The sequence below is a fragment of the Deltaproteobacteria bacterium genome (assembly GCA_003194485.1).
Classification (GTDB): Bacteria; Desulfobacterota; Dissulfuribacteria; order Dissulfuribacterales; family UBA3076; genus UBA3076.
This window is the reverse complement of record PQXD01000011.1, coordinates 67,942-82,825: the sequence shown is the minus strand read 5'-3', so window position 1 is coordinate 82,825 and position 14,884 is coordinate 67,942. Positions and strand designations below refer to the sequence as shown.

At 47.5% G+C, this 14,884-nt stretch carries 16 protein-coding genes; 8 read left to right on the top strand and 8 right to left on the bottom strand.

The features are described from left to right. Positions 1-184: hypothetical protein (locus tag C4B57_07780; GenBank protein PXF54357.1), on the bottom strand; the 184-nt coding region annotated here is incomplete at its 3' end. Positions 185-417: 233 nt separating this feature from the next. On the opposite strand from C4B57_07780, the gene C4B57_07775 reads away from it, so the two are divergent. The 6 genes from C4B57_07775 to C4B57_07750 all read left to right on the top strand — a co-directional run bounded on the left by C4B57_07775 (position 418) and on the right by C4B57_07750 (position 9,197). Further along, on the top strand, positions 418-1,272 hold the full coding sequence (locus C4B57_07775) for a hypothetical protein (protein ID PXF54356.1): 855 nt from the start codon (positions 418-420) through the stop codon (positions 1,270-1,272). A 415-nt stretch (positions 1,273-1,687) separates the two neighbouring features. Then, positions 1,688-2,617 carry a hypothetical protein gene (locus C4B57_07770; GenBank protein ID PXF54355.1) on the top strand — a complete coding sequence of 310 codons (930 nt, stop codon included), beginning with the start codon at positions 1,688-1,690 and terminating at the stop codon, positions 2,615-2,617. 69 nt (positions 2,618-2,686) lie between these two features. Further along, positions 2,687-4,450 (top strand): hypothetical protein, encoded by a 1,764-nt coding sequence (locus C4B57_07765; protein ID PXF54354.1) that lies wholly within the window; start codon positions 2,687-2,689, stop codon positions 4,448-4,450. A gap of 116 nt (positions 4,451-4,566) precedes the next feature. Then, entirely contained in the window at positions 4,567-7,020 is a 2,454-nt protein-coding gene (locus C4B57_07760) for a hypothetical protein (GenBank protein ID PXF54353.1), read from the top strand. Positions 7,021-7,100: 80 nt separating this feature from the next. Then, a complete protein-coding gene (locus C4B57_07755) occupies positions 7,101-7,934 on the top strand; it encodes a hypothetical protein (GenBank protein PXF54352.1) in 834 nt (277 codons plus the stop codon). Positions 7,935-7,949: 15 nt separating this feature from the next. Beyond that, positions 7,950-9,197, top strand: a complete 1,248-nt coding sequence (locus C4B57_07750) for a hypothetical protein (GenBank protein PXF54351.1) — start codon at positions 7,950-7,952, stop codon at positions 9,195-9,197. Positions 9,198-9,301: 104 nt separating this feature from the next. Here C4B57_07750 and C4B57_07745 read toward each other — a convergent pair whose 3' ends face one another. The 7 genes from C4B57_07745 to def form a co-directional block, all read right to left on the bottom strand. Then, positions 9,302-10,024: a hypothetical protein gene (locus C4B57_07745; protein PXF54350.1), complete on the bottom strand. Its 723-nt coding sequence runs from the start codon at positions 10,022-10,024 to the stop codon at positions 9,302-9,304. 98 nt (positions 10,025-10,122) lie between these two features. Further along, the gene (locus tag C4B57_07740) at positions 10,123-10,380 is read right to left on the bottom strand and encodes a hypothetical protein (protein ID PXF54349.1); all 258 of its coding nucleotides are present in this window, start codon (positions 10,378-10,380) and stop codon (positions 10,123-10,125) included. A gap of 13 nt (positions 10,381-10,393) precedes the next feature. Next, a complete protein-coding gene (locus C4B57_07735; GenBank protein ID PXF54348.1) occupies positions 10,394-10,588 on the bottom strand; it encodes a hypothetical protein in 195 nt (64 codons plus the stop codon). A 192-nt stretch (positions 10,589-10,780) separates the two neighbouring features. Then, entirely contained in the window at positions 10,781-11,194 is a 414-nt protein-coding gene (locus tag C4B57_07730) for a VapC toxin family PIN domain ribonuclease (GenBank protein ID PXF54347.1), read from the bottom strand. Further along, positions 11,191-11,451 carry a prevent-host-death protein gene (locus tag C4B57_07725; GenBank protein PXF54346.1) on the bottom strand — a complete coding sequence of 87 codons (261 nt, stop codon included), beginning with the start codon at positions 11,449-11,451 and terminating at the stop codon, positions 11,191-11,193. Before C4B57_07725 ends, C4B57_07730 begins: the two co-directional genes overlap by 4 nt. Before the next feature lie 230 nt (positions 11,452-11,681). Then, positions 11,682-12,626, bottom strand: a complete 945-nt coding sequence (locus C4B57_07720) for a methionyl-tRNA formyltransferase (GenBank protein ID PXF54345.1) — start codon at positions 12,624-12,626, stop codon at positions 11,682-11,684. A gap of 300 nt (positions 12,627-12,926) precedes the next feature. After that, a complete protein-coding gene (gene def / locus C4B57_07715; GenBank protein ID PXF54344.1) occupies positions 12,927-13,430 on the bottom strand; it encodes a peptide deformylase in 504 nt (167 codons plus the stop codon). Positions 13,431-13,485: 55 nt separating this feature from the next. Here def and C4B57_07710 point away from each other — a divergent pair, with 55 nt between their 5' ends. Together C4B57_07710 and C4B57_07705 are read left to right on the top strand one after the other, a co-directional pair. Then, a complete protein-coding gene (locus C4B57_07710) occupies positions 13,486-14,154 on the top strand; it encodes a hypothetical protein (protein ID PXF54343.1) in 669 nt (222 codons plus the stop codon). 20 nt (positions 14,155-14,174) lie between these two features. Continuing rightward, complete coding sequence (locus C4B57_07705) at positions 14,175-14,882, top strand: 1-acyl-sn-glycerol-3-phosphate acyltransferase (GenBank protein ID PXF54342.1); 708 nt, start codon at positions 14,175-14,177, stop codon at positions 14,880-14,882. The last annotated feature ends 2 nt before the right edge of the window (positions 14,883-14,884 follow it).

Below are 14,884 nucleotides of genomic sequence, written 5' to 3'. Positions count from 1 at the left end.
TCCTGGCTATGGTGGTATTTTTACCCATAGCTTGAGAAAAGACGATCACAGCTTGCCTCTGAAGGCTCAAAAGAGCCTCCTGTGCTGCGTCACAAAATTCGCCTGCGCTTATATGAAATATCCAGTGCTCCTGGATCTCCTTGAAGATCTCTACTACTTCCGGTACACTGATTTCTACGTTCATGGCACTTCTCCTTTCGGTTTGATTTTTTGGTGATCAAAACCATTACAAGGAAAAGTGCCTTTTTCTACCCTTTCAGAATTCACACAAAATATTTTACACTACCGGATCGATGGTCTTTCAAGAATTCTTGACAAGATTATCCAACAGTGTCATTTAATAACTAATAACATATATCCTATTTATGCCAGAAGCCACCCAAACTTGATATTGTTCGTCTCAGAAGGAGGGCAAACATGAAAAATGAAATGAGGACGTTAGTGATCGTAACTTTTGCGCTGTTGATGTCTATTGGGCTGGCAAGCAAGTCACATGCCGGAACAGTATATGAGGACGGTTGTCTGGTGCCGTATGCTTTCTACGGGACCTCAGATGATACTCTTGTCACTTTGATGGTATATACGGCAAATACCGGTAACTCTATCTACTGGAGTTATTTTTCTGCCGACGGAGTTCTCTTATCCAACGGGTCGCTTCCTATACAGAGCTCAACCTGGTTATATAATTTCTCTCTGAAAGACAAAGACGGCGATAATCATCCCGATACACAGGGATACCTCGTTTTCACCATTGACAATACAGGCGTGCTCGAGACAAGCGAAAACCGGCAGGAGTTGTCAGGAACCGCCTTCCTGTGGTCAACTGGTGACGCGGCATTTTTGCCTGTCGTGCCATTGACAAGGTCGGATTACGCCAACGTTGCTTTAGATTTAAGCAATCTTAATGCGGCTTCCATTACGGGTCTGACCCACGGCTGTTCCGGTTCGAAAGGAACAGAAAATAAATACTGGATTGAGGCCGCTTATAGCGCAGTAACCCAGTTGGTAATTTGGACTTCTCAAAACCCTTCGGGCGCGTTTACCGGCAACATCTCCACGATTTCCGGCGATCCTTTGCAAAACATTACGATTAACGCCACCCACACACGTCTTAATGTAGTAAACGTGGCCTCTGACGTGGCTGGAATTCCGTCCGGATATTATGATGGTGGTTTGTATATAATACCTAACGGGGGCGACCGAATTATGTTCAGCATCGTGGAAAGCAGCGTTGTGGCCGCCAGGCAGACTGTATTAGGTGTTGAGTATTAGGGGTGTTGAGTATCCGTATATGGAACGTGCTGGCCATAGTCTTATTTTTTAGCATCGGTGTTAATTCAAGCGAACAATATAGATCGCGGGTGATTTCCGGGAAACCAATATTAGCCTTGAATGAATACTAAACGTAGATCATAATACGGGGCCTGTCTCTCGCCAGGCCCCTGCTGACAAGACCTCACAAGAAGTCGCTTTTCATCAGGGCAATTCCTCGACGACAATCGGCTTTTTGACAAAGTGGACCAGCATCTGGACGGCCATGTCAACCGGATGAAAGCCGGCATTGTAATGGTACTCCGATTACAGACACTGATAGCCCAAGATTGTTCTTCTCTTTGAATGATCGAAATAATATCTTGACCGGTTCCATTCTGTGTATTTTTTCAACTGCGAGATCTTGGTGCCTTGTATGAAAAACTATATTAAAAAAGTGAGTTGGAAGCAAAACCTCCGTGATTTTATTGAGTTATTTCTTATCCCGGGCCTGGCTGCCCTTTTGCCCTGGCCGATCTGTTTCCGTATTTTTCAGCGTCTGTCAAGATCGGAATGTCTGTATCGCACGGAAACCCAGAATGCGCTGGCAGGAGCCAACTCAATTGAGCCTGTAAGAGATCCCAGGGCCTGGGCTTCAGCATTCCGTTTGGTAACTTTGGTAGATCATGCCGATCTCTATCTCCTGCTTTTCCGAAGTGATTCCTGGCGGCATAAATATGTTATGATTGATGGCTCTGGTTGGCCACAGGGGAATGAACCGTTTCTGGCAATAACCTTTCACTGGGGCGCGGGCATGTGGTCATTACGGCATTTACGCGCCCAGGGAAGAAAGATCGCCGTCCTTATAAGGGGTTTTGATAAAATCTCATTTTCCGGAACACGTATTCGATATTGGTATGCAAAACTGCGGACATTCGGAGTCGTGCGGGCAGGTGTGGAAAATCTCATTTTCATCAATGGGAACAGTATGTTCAAGCTAAGAAAGGCACTAAGATCGGGATCATGTCTGGTAGGATTATTTGATGTATCTGTTGAGCAACAGCGCAATGTCCTGTTAACGCAGCTATTCGGACGGCGTGCATACCTGCCACGAGGTATGGTATATTTAGCGGTCAAAGAACATATTCCCGTTGTGGCTTATACTGTGGCATTAGACAGAGAAACAGGTTATCGAAAACTGCGTATAAGTAAACCCCTACCCATTGAGAGCGAGAACGTGTTACTGGATGCCCTGGTAGACCAGCTTGAAGGGGTAATCAGCGAAGATCCGCCTGCCTGGCACCATTGGGCAGGTGTGGACAGGTTTTTCACGGTTCACCAGACATCAAAAACTCAGTCGGTCTGAGTAGTTGATATACGGAAGGTCCTGTCAGTTTATGAATACATAAGAATATTATGTTGTAATTGGCACGAAATGTACAAAGTTGGACATAGATACAGCCGCCGTATAGATCCGGATTCACAGGACTCTCTTGCCCGGATAGCTCGTAAAATTAAAAGGAGCGGCTGTGTCCTGGAGCTGGGAGTGGCAACAGGGTACTTTAGCCGTTTTCTCCGGAAAGAGCTTGATTGCGTCGTGGACGGAGTAGAGATAGATCCCGCAATGGCAGAGGAAGCCAAGCCATGGTGCCGCAAGTTACTGGTAGGTGACCTTGAGCAGGTCTGCTTATCGGAACATTTCCCCAAGAGATCGTATGATCATGTTGTCTGTGCGGATGTGCTGGAACACCTTCGCGATCCGGCTTATGTGCTCAAGCAGCTTCCTGATTTGTTGAACAGAAACGGTAATGTGCTGGTATCTATTCCTAATATCGCTTATGCAGGGCTCATATTGGAGCTGATAAGCGGTGGATTTTCCTATCGTGATGAAGGGCTGCTTGACCGCACTCATCTACGTTTTTTCACAAAAACCAGCTTCTTAGATCTCCTGCAGGCGCTATCATATACTGTTGTGGAAGTAGACACGGTGCACCTGCCCTTCGATATGAGTGAATTTGCTTCAATCGTTGAACAGGCTGATCCCGTGCTGCGAGAGAAACTCATGACGCTACCAGACAGTGATGTCTACCAGTACATTGTTACTGCCAGGGCCGGAGACACAATACGGGTAAAAGGTAATGGCACAGGTATCAAGCAAGAAAAAAATGCTGCTCCTGAGCCATCATCATCCGATCCGGACAAGCTGAGTATTAACCCGGGCGGGCGGGCCGCAGGCATGGGGGTTGTGGACATTATCATCCCGGTGTACGGGGGTTTACATGAGACACGGCAATGCCTGGATAGTGTACTTTCAAATCCCCAGAAGACACCCTTTGAGCTTATTGTAATTGACGATGCCAGCCCTGAGCGGGCCATGAAGGCCTTTCTTGAGCATCTTGCAGAGGACGGGTCCATCACTCTGCTCCGCAACAAGAATAACATCGGCTTTGCAGCCTCAGTAAACCGCGGCATGACATTACACCCGGACAGGGATGTCGTGCTGTTAAATAGTGACACAGAAGTGGCCAACGACTGGCTGGACCGCATTCGGGGATGCGCGCTGTCCGATCCGGAAATCGGTACGGTTACGCCTTTTTCCAACAATGCCACAATATGCAGTTACCCTGTTTTCTGCCGGGAAAATAGCCTGCCCCAGGGATGGGATGTCAGGTCGCTTGACAGGCTGTTCAGTGACACAAACTCCGGGGCCATAGTTGATATTCCTACTGCAGTAGGATTTTGTATGTATATTAAACGCCGGTGCCTGGATCAGTTGGGCCTTTTTGATGAAAAAAGCTTCGGGCCGGGCTACGGTGAGGAGAATGATTTTTGTATGAAGGCGGCCAAAGCAGGCTGGCGCCATGTCCTCTGCGGAGATACCTTTGTCTATCATACAGGTGGAGCAAGCTTTTCAGAATCCAAAGAGCACCTCCAAAAACAAGGCACTGAGACCCTGGTTAAGCTCCATCCCGATTATTTGGACCGCATCAGAAAACACCTAGCGGAAGATCCTGCACGTCATTTGCGGCTGGCTGTGGACAGCGCCAGAGAAAAGGTTTCAGCATCAACAGGGAAGAAACCTGTCAAGAAGGCTTGTACCAGGCTTTTGGAAAAAGTATGTTATCCAAAAATTTTCTCTATGTTGGCCGGCCTTGGATTTGCCTGGTTTGCCAAGATAATTGTCAGGCGCAAAACATGACTCTGGTTGAAAAATCTCGCAATCCTTTGGCTGCTTCCAACCCATTTGCCAAATAATCTGTAGCCGTTCACAGCCTGAAACCTGAAATTGGAAAGCAGAAATTTGAGCAAGAGCTGATGACAGCATCATTAAAGGGCACGAAACTGACTGCCGGGGCGGATGATAAAATTCGCCACGTAGTATGTATTCCCGTGAGACCTGGAGAGGAACAGGCATTCCTGCACACCTTTAGCTGCGTCTTGAATCAAAACGTAATCGCGGCTCCTGTCTTGGTAGTGGATATGACCTGCGAGGAAGATAAGGTGCCCGGCCTGATCAGATCAGCCGGTATCAGCTCCTCAAATGGTCATAATGATGTGTTCATTGAAAAAGTAAGTCACTGTAAGCTTGATAATGAACTGGCCTGTGCTCTCAGCATTCACTGCAATGGCAAATTTTCCGCTTACGACCTTCTGTTTGTGAAGCCGGGCATAGAGCTTCCATATGCATGGGATGCCAGGCTGGGCAAAGTCGCTTATTCTGATCCTTTAGTTGCTACTGCTTCCCCCATGTGTGATTCATCTCCCCTTTTTTCGCTCCTTGATTCTCAGACCCTGCCTGTGACAAGGCAACACATAACAGATGATATAGACCGCACGGCCTATTGCCTTGGGCATCGCGTCTATTATGAGATTCCAGGTTTTTTTGAAGGCTGTTTCTATATTCGTGCAGATGCATTGAAAGAGATAAACAATCTTGATGAACTGCTGGCAACCGGCAAAGGGCTTTCGGGGACTTGGCTGGCAAAACGGATCCGGGCTGCCGGCAGGCTGAATGTAATCTGTGACCATTTATATGTAGGCCGATTAAACAATGATTCCCGGACAGGGACCGGGCAAACCGACGGGAATGATCTGGATGATGTGGAAAAGGCCGTAGCAGATGGACACCTCCTTACCTATATTCGCTATGCCGTTGGGGAAAGCATCAGGAAAGAGGCCTGCTTTTCCTCTATGCCGGGGCTGGAGCCAAAACCTGTTCAGCTTCATATAATGCATAGCTGGGGCGGGGGGATAGAAAAATGGGTCCGTGACTACACATCTGCCGCTGAGGATAGCATTAACATGGTACTGAAATCAGTTGGCAGCTCAAGGGTCTTTGGTCACAAGTTGTCGCTGTTTACCGACATTAGCGATACCTATCCTGTCAGAACCTGGGACCTTTCGATTCCGATCTATTCTTCTTCAATCGCACACCTGGAATACCAGCGCATAATTCAACGAATCATTCGTGAATTCAGCATAGATGCAGTCTTGGTCTCGTCCCTTGTCGGCCATTCTTTAGACGCGCTAAATACCGGAAAGAAGACCATTATCATATGCCATGATTACTATCCATTTTGCCCGGCGATCAATATATACTCCAATGGCATCTGCAGGACGTGTGATGAACAGAGATTAAACCGTTGTATATCAGAAAATCATTCCGATTTGATAAAAGGAAACCCGACGATTTCCGACGAGGGTTGGATGACTTTGCGCGACAGATATCTGCAACTGATCGAGTCCCAGGCGATTACCATGATTGCCCCCACCGATTCAGTGAAAAGAAATATGTCTGCACTGGACTCGCGCTTTTCCCGGGCAGACTTCACGGTCATTCCACATGGTCTTTCCATTGAAAAACGTGACTTGGAACCGGCAATAACCAGCAAACATCAGAAGATGCGAGCGGTAGTACTCGGTCAGCTAAAACCGGTAAAGGGGCTTGACCTTTTAAGAAATTCGCTGCCAGAGCTATGTGAGCTTATTGACATCTATCTTGTTGGCTGCGGCGATGCCGTCTCTACTTTCTTGGATGACGATTCCTGCGTCAGAATTATAGCTGAATACGATTATGGCGATCTCCCTCGAATTCTGGAAGAGATATCCCCAGATTTCGGGCTCCTCCTTTCCGTGTGGCCAGAGACTTTCAGTTATACACTGAGCGAACTCATGGTTTTTGGAATCCCGCCCGTGGTCACCTCATTGGGGAGCTTTGCAGACCGGGTCAAAAATGGTGTAAATGGATTTCTCTTCGAACCGAATAAGGAGGCGCTGGTAGAAAGCGTTCAGGCATTGGTAAAAAAGCCTGAAAAACTTGAAGCCGTAAGAAAAAATTTGAGTGATTACTCGCATCGCTCCCTAAGGGAAATGGTAGATGATTACCGTCGGTTATTACAACTTGGAAAGGCTGAAGCCGCTCGTTACGAACTCTGTATCGGCACAGATATCGGACTTACAGAGCCGTATATAAGGCTTCATAAATCATATAATAAATTAATAAAGGCCTATGAGAGAACATATCAGGCCTATGATAGAGTACATCAGGCCTATAAGCAACGAACGAATGGATACAATCAACTGCAACAGGCATTCGAACAATTACAAAAGGCATACACCAGCAAAGAAAGCAACCTGGAAAAAGCCCGGGGAGAATTAAAAAAGGCCAGGGAAGAAATTCAGAGGATACATGACAGTTTTTATTGGAAGGTAGGACAGCGGACCCAGAAGGTAGGGCGCCTGGTCAGAGGCATTATTGAAAAAAAATAGAGAGACTCTTGCATCGGCACGATGCACTTGTCTTATTGAACGTGTGTATACACTTATGATAGTTTTTTATTGAGACGTTAATGTCATTCAAGCCTGAAAAATACCAGTTTGCCGAGACTACCCCGGAACTATTGAAGTCGCCGTGGTGGATCGGACACATTCCCTTTGCCTTTGAAATAGTCAGGAGGCTCAGACCACAGGCTATTGTGGAATTGGGTTCTTATAGCGGCTCATCCCTTGCGGCATTTTGTCAGGCGGTGGAAGCAGTTGGCCTGAATACAAAGTGCTTTGGCATTGATCTCTGGAAAGGCGATATACACATGGGAAAATTTGATGAAAGCGTCTACCGGGAAATATCCAATTATATGTCCAGACGCTATCCTGATATATGTACTCTTATTAGGCAAGAGTTTAACGACGCAACAAATCTCTTTAACGACAAGTCTATCGACCTGCTCCATATAGATGGGACTCATACTTATGAAGCGGTCAGCAACGATTATTACACCTGGCTGCCTAAGATATCGGATCGAGGAGTAATCCTGTTTCACGACACCAATGCAACTTATGAGACAATAGGGGTGGCGGCCAGGAATTTCGGGGTGAGAGAGTTCTTTGATTTCATAAAAGACCGGCATCCACACTTCGAATTTAGTCACTGCTATGGATTGGGTGTCTTATTGGTAGGAAATAATTTGCCGGATGAGGTGTCAGAATTGATTAAAGATGCCAGAAATCCGGAGTTCCTGGATTATTTTGCGCAACTTGGCAAAAAGATATCACTAATGTTTGAAAATCAAGAAAAACCAGGGAAATATGGTTTAGGAAAGACACAAAAAATTGGCAGGATAAAAACCCGGATCAGCGGTCTGGTTAAAAAGTGGGTGCACAAGATAAGGAGTTCAATAATTTAATGTCTCCACGGTATTGTGGATGTGAAAAATTTAAAGATGGAAATGAATTCTGATAACTTTGTAAAGCTGATCGCCTTTTACTTTCCGCAACTTCATGCCATTCCGGAAAATGATGAATGGTGGGGTAAGGGATTTACAGACTGGGTCAGAGTAAAACAGGCCCGTGCGATGTTCAAGGATCACTATCAACCCAGAGTCCCCCTAAATAATAGATACTATGATCAATCAAAAGAGGATGTTATCAGATGGCAAATCGATCTGGCAAAATCATACGGACTATATGGCTTTTGTCATTATCACTACTGGTTTGATGGTAAGCAGCTCCTTGAGAAGCCAACCAACATATTTCTTGAATCAAAGGACCTGGATTTTCGATTCTGTTTGGCCTGGGCCAATGAAACATGGTCCCGCAGATGGGATGGCCTCGATCATCATATCCTAATCAAACAGACACATATACCGGATAAAGAGAGATGGCGGGCGCATTTTAATTATCTCATCAGAGCCTGGAGCGATGAAAGGGCTATATGCATAGATGAAAGACCTGTATTTCTCATTTATAGAGCTCACAGAATATCACAGATTGGAGATATGTTCGACTTCTGGCAGGAACTGGCAGTACAAAGAGGGCTAAAAGGCATTTTTTTTATTGCGATAAAACAGTATGAGTTTCCTGTTCCCGATGTACTTAAGCACTTCGATGCAGTAGTACAATTCCAGCCTTTTGAAGCAATTTATTCCCCGGATTTTGAAGGCAGGGGCCTGGCAGAGAGCAAGCTGGTGCAAAGCCTGCGAGTCCTTCCGGAAAATATTCTGGATATATTGAGATCCGTGAGGTATTCACTATTTAATTCATTAACTTTCTACGATTACGATATTGTCTGGAAGCAAATCCTTAAGAAAAAACGTGAGGGAGGCCTGCCGACCTATCCCGGAGCATTCGTAGATTGGGACAATACCGCAAGATATGAAAAACGCGCGAAGGTATTTCGCGGGGCCTGTCCTGAAAGATTCGAGTACTGGTTCAATAAACTTGTTCAGAATGTGGCTCTGGAACCAGGCTCTGACCGGTATATTTTCATGAATGCCTGGAACGAATGGGCTGAAAGCGCATACCTGGAACCGGATGAGCGGTATAAATACAGTTATTTAGAAGCAGTTATGAGATGCCTGCGCTCCGCGCCTGGCAACAAGAATATTGGCCAAAGGGCAACGCTGAAAGAGAGTAAATATAATGGAAGCAATATATGTCAGGATCTGTAACCGTCATAGGCGGAGGGCCGGCAGGCTGCAAACATGGGCGCTGGAGTGTACTCTATGAAATAAAATCTGGGGGGCAAGCCTGACGCCGTCATTCCTCGCTTTGCTCATAAACAACGAAACTTCCGGCAAATCTCTCCAAACTGGTCGGAGATATACTTGAATAATCGAAAATCCTCGCTATAGACCGTCTTCAGATCTTCTATCAGCTTTCGCTCAAGCGAACTTATCTTCGGCTTGCCGGAAGATCTGTTAGCTATCCTATACCGTTTTAACCTGAAGTTCAGTACCCCGGACAACAGTCTGACGAAGCGGCCGAATTCACCGATCGGGGCTGCAAGCAGATATTTACTGTCTATGTAATCCCTAGCGACCTCGAACCGGCCGTCCCTGCAGATATAGTAACACTGTTCACCCAGCTTCTCGTAAGGATAGTGTTGTCTGTAATTGCGCCAAAAAGCAGCGAGGTCGCGGTTTTCAACCATGGAGTAAAGCCAGTGTTCGGGGTGATTTTTTATCCAGGCATAAAGAGACAGAAAACGGTCAACCGGATCACGAACCAGGGTGACATAAACACCACGTCGCCTAAAATGTTCGTGCTCACCGTAAGGGAGGTGCGCCAGTAATGCCCGGTACGGCGCTAGATTCGTCGCCTCTTTCTTGGAGTTCTCATAATCCCGCAGGTCTTCATCGCTGTAGGGTGCCAGTATATGGTCCTCACCATAGGCTCTGACCATAGTGTTAAACATCGACATACCCGCACATTTCGGAATATGAACAAAGATCAGCAAATCATCAGGTTTTGCTAAAAATTCCTTGTCAATCAGCATAATCAGGTCAACTCAGGTTTGTGGAAATTGAGGCCAGTCATTTTTTTTATACCGATTTAGCGACTTATTGTTTGCATACAGTTTATCGACGTCACTAATTAAGCTGCGTAAAGGGTTTTGCTTTTCCAACTCATACCGTCTTCTTCCATGAGTGACGTCATTTCTTTGTATAATTTGCCAAAATTTTGATTTCGTGATTTATCCAGATCATTGGTAAAGAGCATGAATTTTTCCAGCGCGTCTTTGTTGATGGTGTCGCCTTTCATGTACAGTTCACGCGCCAAGGTCATGACCTGGTTCTTGTTCTCTTCACGGCAGTCGGACTCGGCATAGTCTTTCAGTCGTTTGGCGGCCAAAGCCCTTGACCGTCTATGAATACACGGTCAAGGGCTTTCGATGATCGTCGAGCAGCCAGGGAGTCTGGCAGCACAATCTGATCGAGCCGTTGTTATTGATATGCATGTGCTTCCAAGGCATGACACAGAACGAGTCTTTCTTATCCTGATTTGCAGTGTCTGCTTTGAAAAAACGGCTGGCTATATTTTTGATACGTTGGATAAACATCCTGCTTTCCTTAAATGGTTGAATTGAAAAATTCCTTTTAGACCCACATGGACAACTCCAAGTTCTTATCCCCCGTCCCCAAGCCTCATCCGGAATAACGGGATACAAGTATACACGAGAGTCAAGCGGATAGACCAATTCCTGTTTTTGCTTCCCCCGTGGTTTATTTGAATTATTTGGCAACGTCACCTGTCAGTCTGTTAGCCAGGGGTTCAAAACTAAAGCCCCTGTGGGCTCAAAATGCCTGGTATTTTGCTTGACTACTGTTAATCCATGCTCAAGAGCAGTTGCCGCGATCAACAGATCCGCTCCTGAATGACCAAGTTCTTCACTCAGTCTCCCCCAGCGACGCGCTATATTAATATCGACAGGAAGAATCCTGTCACTGTAATACAAAAAGATATTGGAAAGCCAGTCTTCCAGCTTTCTTGCAAATGCCGGATTCTTTTTTCTATGGTTGGATATCCCCTTTTCCACCTCACCAATTGTGACCACGCTCAAAAAAAGATCATACGCAAGGGCATCCTTAAACCAGCGTACAACACTCCTGTCCCGATTTTTCTCCCTAAGTTCTGAAAGAACCACCGTATCGACCAAAAAACTCACAACGCGACTTCCCTCAAAAAAACCTCACTACGCTCAAACTCACCTTCGTCAGTTGGCATATTAAGGAGATGTTCATTGAACGATGGCACAGCCATTTTTTCCGCATGCCGGAACTTGGCAAAATCCTCAAATGAAATAACAACTACAGCAGGCACGCCACGCTCAGTAACCACCTGTGGCTTACCCTGTTTTGCTGCCTCAACCACGGCACTGAACTTGTTTTTTGCATTTTGAAGCGACCACTGAGCTAACGACAACTTGACGCCTCCTGTCTAGATGCTAAATCTAAATTAATAATAATATTAGACATGTTGCATCGCAACCTTTTTCATTTGTAATCTGTCCTCCTGATCATTGGCCGAACGAAGGGATAGGGAAAGCTGGAACGTCAACACAAACCCTTGCTTCCCAAGAAAGCCATCCGGATTTATCCGCTTACCAGAAACTGCTGTTGTAGGCTGCTGTGTAGATAATTCTCATAAAAAAATCATGACTCAAACCTTGCACCAACGGGAACCGGCCTGCCCCTCAGGAATTCCGCGCAGGGCATACGCCTCTTCCCGGGCCACTGAAGCTCCCTGATACCCAGACAGCCCTTTCCTGCAGTAATCACCACGCCGTCCTCTCCGGCACGGCAGACCGTGCCGGGCTCCATATCCCCGGCCTCCATATCCACAACAAATGGCCTGTAGAGTCTCAGACGCTGACCATTCCAAAGGGTATAGGCCCCTGGTCTCGGATCAAGGGCCCGGACCATACATGAAATACGCATTGCAGGCTGAGACCAGTCCAGCCTTGCCATCTCAGGCTTGATGGGAGGGGCGTAGCTTGCATCTTCTTCGGGCTGGGGTCTTGGTTTTAAAGTGCCCTTGTGCAGCTCTTCCAGTGCCTGCACAAGCAGTCCGGCCCCCAGCTCTGCCATACGCTCATAGAGCTCGCCGAAGGTCTCCTCCGGCCCGATGGTCAGGGTCTCCTGAAGGAGTATGGGGCCGGTGTCCATCCCGGCATCCATCTCCATAATGGTTACGCCGGTCTCGGTATCCCCTTGTATAATGGCCCACTGTATCGGTGCCGCCCCTCGATACCTGGGGAGAAGGGAGCCGTGGACGTTGACAGGCATTATCCGCGGGATATCAAGCAGCTCCTGAGGAAGTATCAGGCCGTAGGCAGCAACGACCAGAAGGTCAGGCGCAAGGTCCCGAACCTGATTCAGGAACTCCGGGGAGCGGGTTTCCTCGGGCTGGAGCACGGCAATACCCGCCCTTTCCGCCAGGACCTTTATCGGAGAAGGGCTCAACTTCCTGCCCCGGCCCCTGGGCCTGTCGGGCCGGGTTACTGCGGCCACCACCCGATTCGGACCCTCAATCAAGGCCTTCAGTGCCGGAACTGCAAATTCAGGAGTACCCATAAATACAATTCTGTACGAATTCATGACTACCACGGACTACGGGAAAATGTGTATTTGATCGCGGGACGGCCACTCCTTGATCAAATACAAAAATGGTAACCGGTCACAGGGTGAGATCTTCTGGAAACGATTTGCGTTAGCCCTGTAAGTTTTATCGGCTTTTGCAGCGGGGGAAACCCCGGCTCCGGAGCGAAGCGAAGGAGAACGGGGAGGGGGCAGGAATCCCCCGCTGCAAAAGCTTTATAAAACAAAGGGCGATAGCATGTTGAAAGAAGATCTCGCCCTGTGACCGGTTACCCAAAATGTTATTCCAAAAATGCTCTGCTACTCCTCTTTGGGGCGGATCTTCGCCCACTTTTTCCTGAAGAGGAGCTTTCTCGCAGGACTCAGACGGTCTACAAAACATATACCCTTAAGGTGATCCAATTCATGCTGTATGCACCGGGCAAGGAGTCCTTCGGCCTCAAGTCTGATCTCCTTTTCGTTCCGGTCGTAGCCCACAAGTTGCACCCTGGCGGCCCGTTTTACAGGGGCTGAATAATTGGGAACGCTCAAACAGCCCTCCTCACCCGCTTCTTCTCCCTCCCATTCTGTGATACGAGGGTTAATTAATACTATAGGATTTGGTCCTCTTTCAGAAGGAGTTATGTCCATGACCACCAGTTGCTTGAGCTCGCCTATCTGGTTTGCTGCAAGGCCCAGCCCTTTGGCCTTGTACATAATCTCCAGCATCTGGTCGATCAGGCCCTGGAATTCCCCGTCTATTCTATTAACCGATTTGGCCTCTTGCCTTAATATTTCATGTGGATAGATTAGTATCTTCTTCATAACGACAAAATAATAAGGTCTGCAGGCTGATCGGGCAAGTACTACTTTGGATATTATGAGAGCTTACACCTTTAGAAAAGATCTTCTGAGACCTGCAGCCCGGGACTTCCGCTTCCTTTTAAGTCGCGGATACCCGAGAAAGTCCGCTCTTTTATTTGTAGGAGACCACTTCCAGCTCCATCAAGACGAGCGGGACCTGCTCTATCGCGGGGTCTTCACAAGGAGACAGAGCATGGCACGTCATGCCAAGATAGTGCGCGCAAGAGAAATCAAGGGGGAGAAACTGATTATAGACGGGCACAATGTACTTATTACTCTTGAAAGTGCCATAAAACACAGGCCTTTGCTACTGGCAGACGACAATTTCGTCCGGGACATCAGCCGCATATTTCGACGCTTCAGGCCCACAGATCACACAAAGTCCGCCTGGAATCTTGTTGAGGGGCTCCTTTCGGACTATCCGCCGTACCATGTTACAGTGCTTCTTGATGCCCCGCTTCCCAAAAGCGGGGAGCTTGCGGCAAGAATCAGACAGTGGATGAAATACTCAAAAATCAAAGGGGATGTCACTACGGCCGCCAGACCTGAATCATTTCTTCTGGCGCTTGAAGGTATCAAGGCAAGTGCGGATTCGATAATCATAGACCGTTCTGCCAGAGTTTTCGACCTTGCAGGGCATATCATAAGACGAAGACTGCATCTTAAACCGATGCCGATCCCGTAAAGCTGTTAATTGAAGATATTATGACAGGTTTTTTAACTCCCATAGTAGTTGTATCGGCCTTTATAATTCTTTTTCCCGCAGCCATAATAGCCGGCCTTATCGATGATTCCGGGAACCGGGTCCACAGGCTGGGAAGGCTCTGGGCAAGGACTATCATCAGGGCATCAGGCATCAAGGTAGATGTTGAAGGCCGCGACAATATACCCATGGGAAGGCCGGTAGTATTCGCGTGTAACCATGCAAGCCAGTTTGATATACTGATATTGTATGAGGCCTTGCCCGTACAGTTTCGTTTTGTAGCCAAGAAAGAGCTCTTCAAGATTCCCTTCCTTGGTCTTGCCATGCGTCTCGCAGGTTACATACCTATTGACAGGTCCGGCGGCAAGGCGGCCCTGCGCAGCCTGCAAGAGGCTGTCGGGAGCTTAAAAATGGGCAGATCCATAATCATCTTCCCGGAAGGTACCCGCAGCCCTGACGGCCGTTTGGGGCCTTTTAAGACGGGAGGAATACTGATTGCGGTCAGGGCCGGATGCCCTATAGTGCCTGTAGCCATAAGCGGCAGTCACAATGTACTCCCCAGGGGAAGCCTCAGGGTACGCCCGGGCCGGATAAAGGTAACCATCGGCCCCCCTGTCCGGACCGTGGGCCCAAAAGGCCCTGTACACAAGGATATCGTGACAAAAGAGGTGCGGGAGAGCATTTCCTCCATGCTGAACGGTGATCCCTGAAC

Excerpts from the sequence above, each read along its gene's own strand:
- C4B57_07775 (PXF54356.1), top strand. The coding sequence starts at position 418 with ATGAAAAATGAAATGAGGACGTTAGTGATCGTAACTTTTGCGCTGTTG.
- C4B57_07770 (PXF54355.1), top strand. The coding sequence starts at position 1,688 with ATGAAAAACTATATTAAAAAAGTGAGTTGGAAGCAAAACCTCCGTGAT.
- C4B57_07765 (PXF54354.1), top strand. The coding sequence starts at position 2,687 with ATGTACAAAGTTGGACATAGATACAGCCGCCGTATAGATCCGGATTCA.
- C4B57_07760 (PXF54353.1), top strand. The coding sequence starts at position 4,567 with ATGACAGCATCATTAAAGGGCACGAAACTGACTGCCGGGGCGGATGAT.
- C4B57_07755 (PXF54352.1), top strand. The coding sequence starts at position 7,101 with ATGTCATTCAAGCCTGAAAAATACCAGTTTGCCGAGACTACCCCGGAA.
- C4B57_07745 (PXF54350.1), bottom strand. The coding sequence starts at position 10,024 with ATGCTGATTGACAAGGAATTTTTAGCAAAACCTGATGATTTGCTGATC.
- C4B57_07735 (PXF54348.1), bottom strand. The coding sequence starts at position 10,588 with ATGTTTATCCAACGTATCAAAAATATAGCCAGCCGTTTTTTCAAAGCA.
- C4B57_07720 (PXF54345.1), bottom strand. The coding sequence starts at position 12,626 with ATGAATTCGTACAGAATTGTATTTATGGGTACTCCTGAATTTGCAGTT.
- def (PXF54344.1), bottom strand. The coding sequence starts at position 13,430 with ATGAAGAAGATACTAATCTATCCACATGAAATATTAAGGCAAGAGGCC.
- C4B57_07710 (PXF54343.1), top strand. The coding sequence starts at position 13,486 with ATGAGAGCTTACACCTTTAGAAAAGATCTTCTGAGACCTGCAGCCCGG.
- C4B57_07705 (PXF54342.1), top strand. The coding sequence starts at position 14,175 with ATGACAGGTTTTTTAACTCCCATAGTAGTTGTATCGGCCTTTATAATT.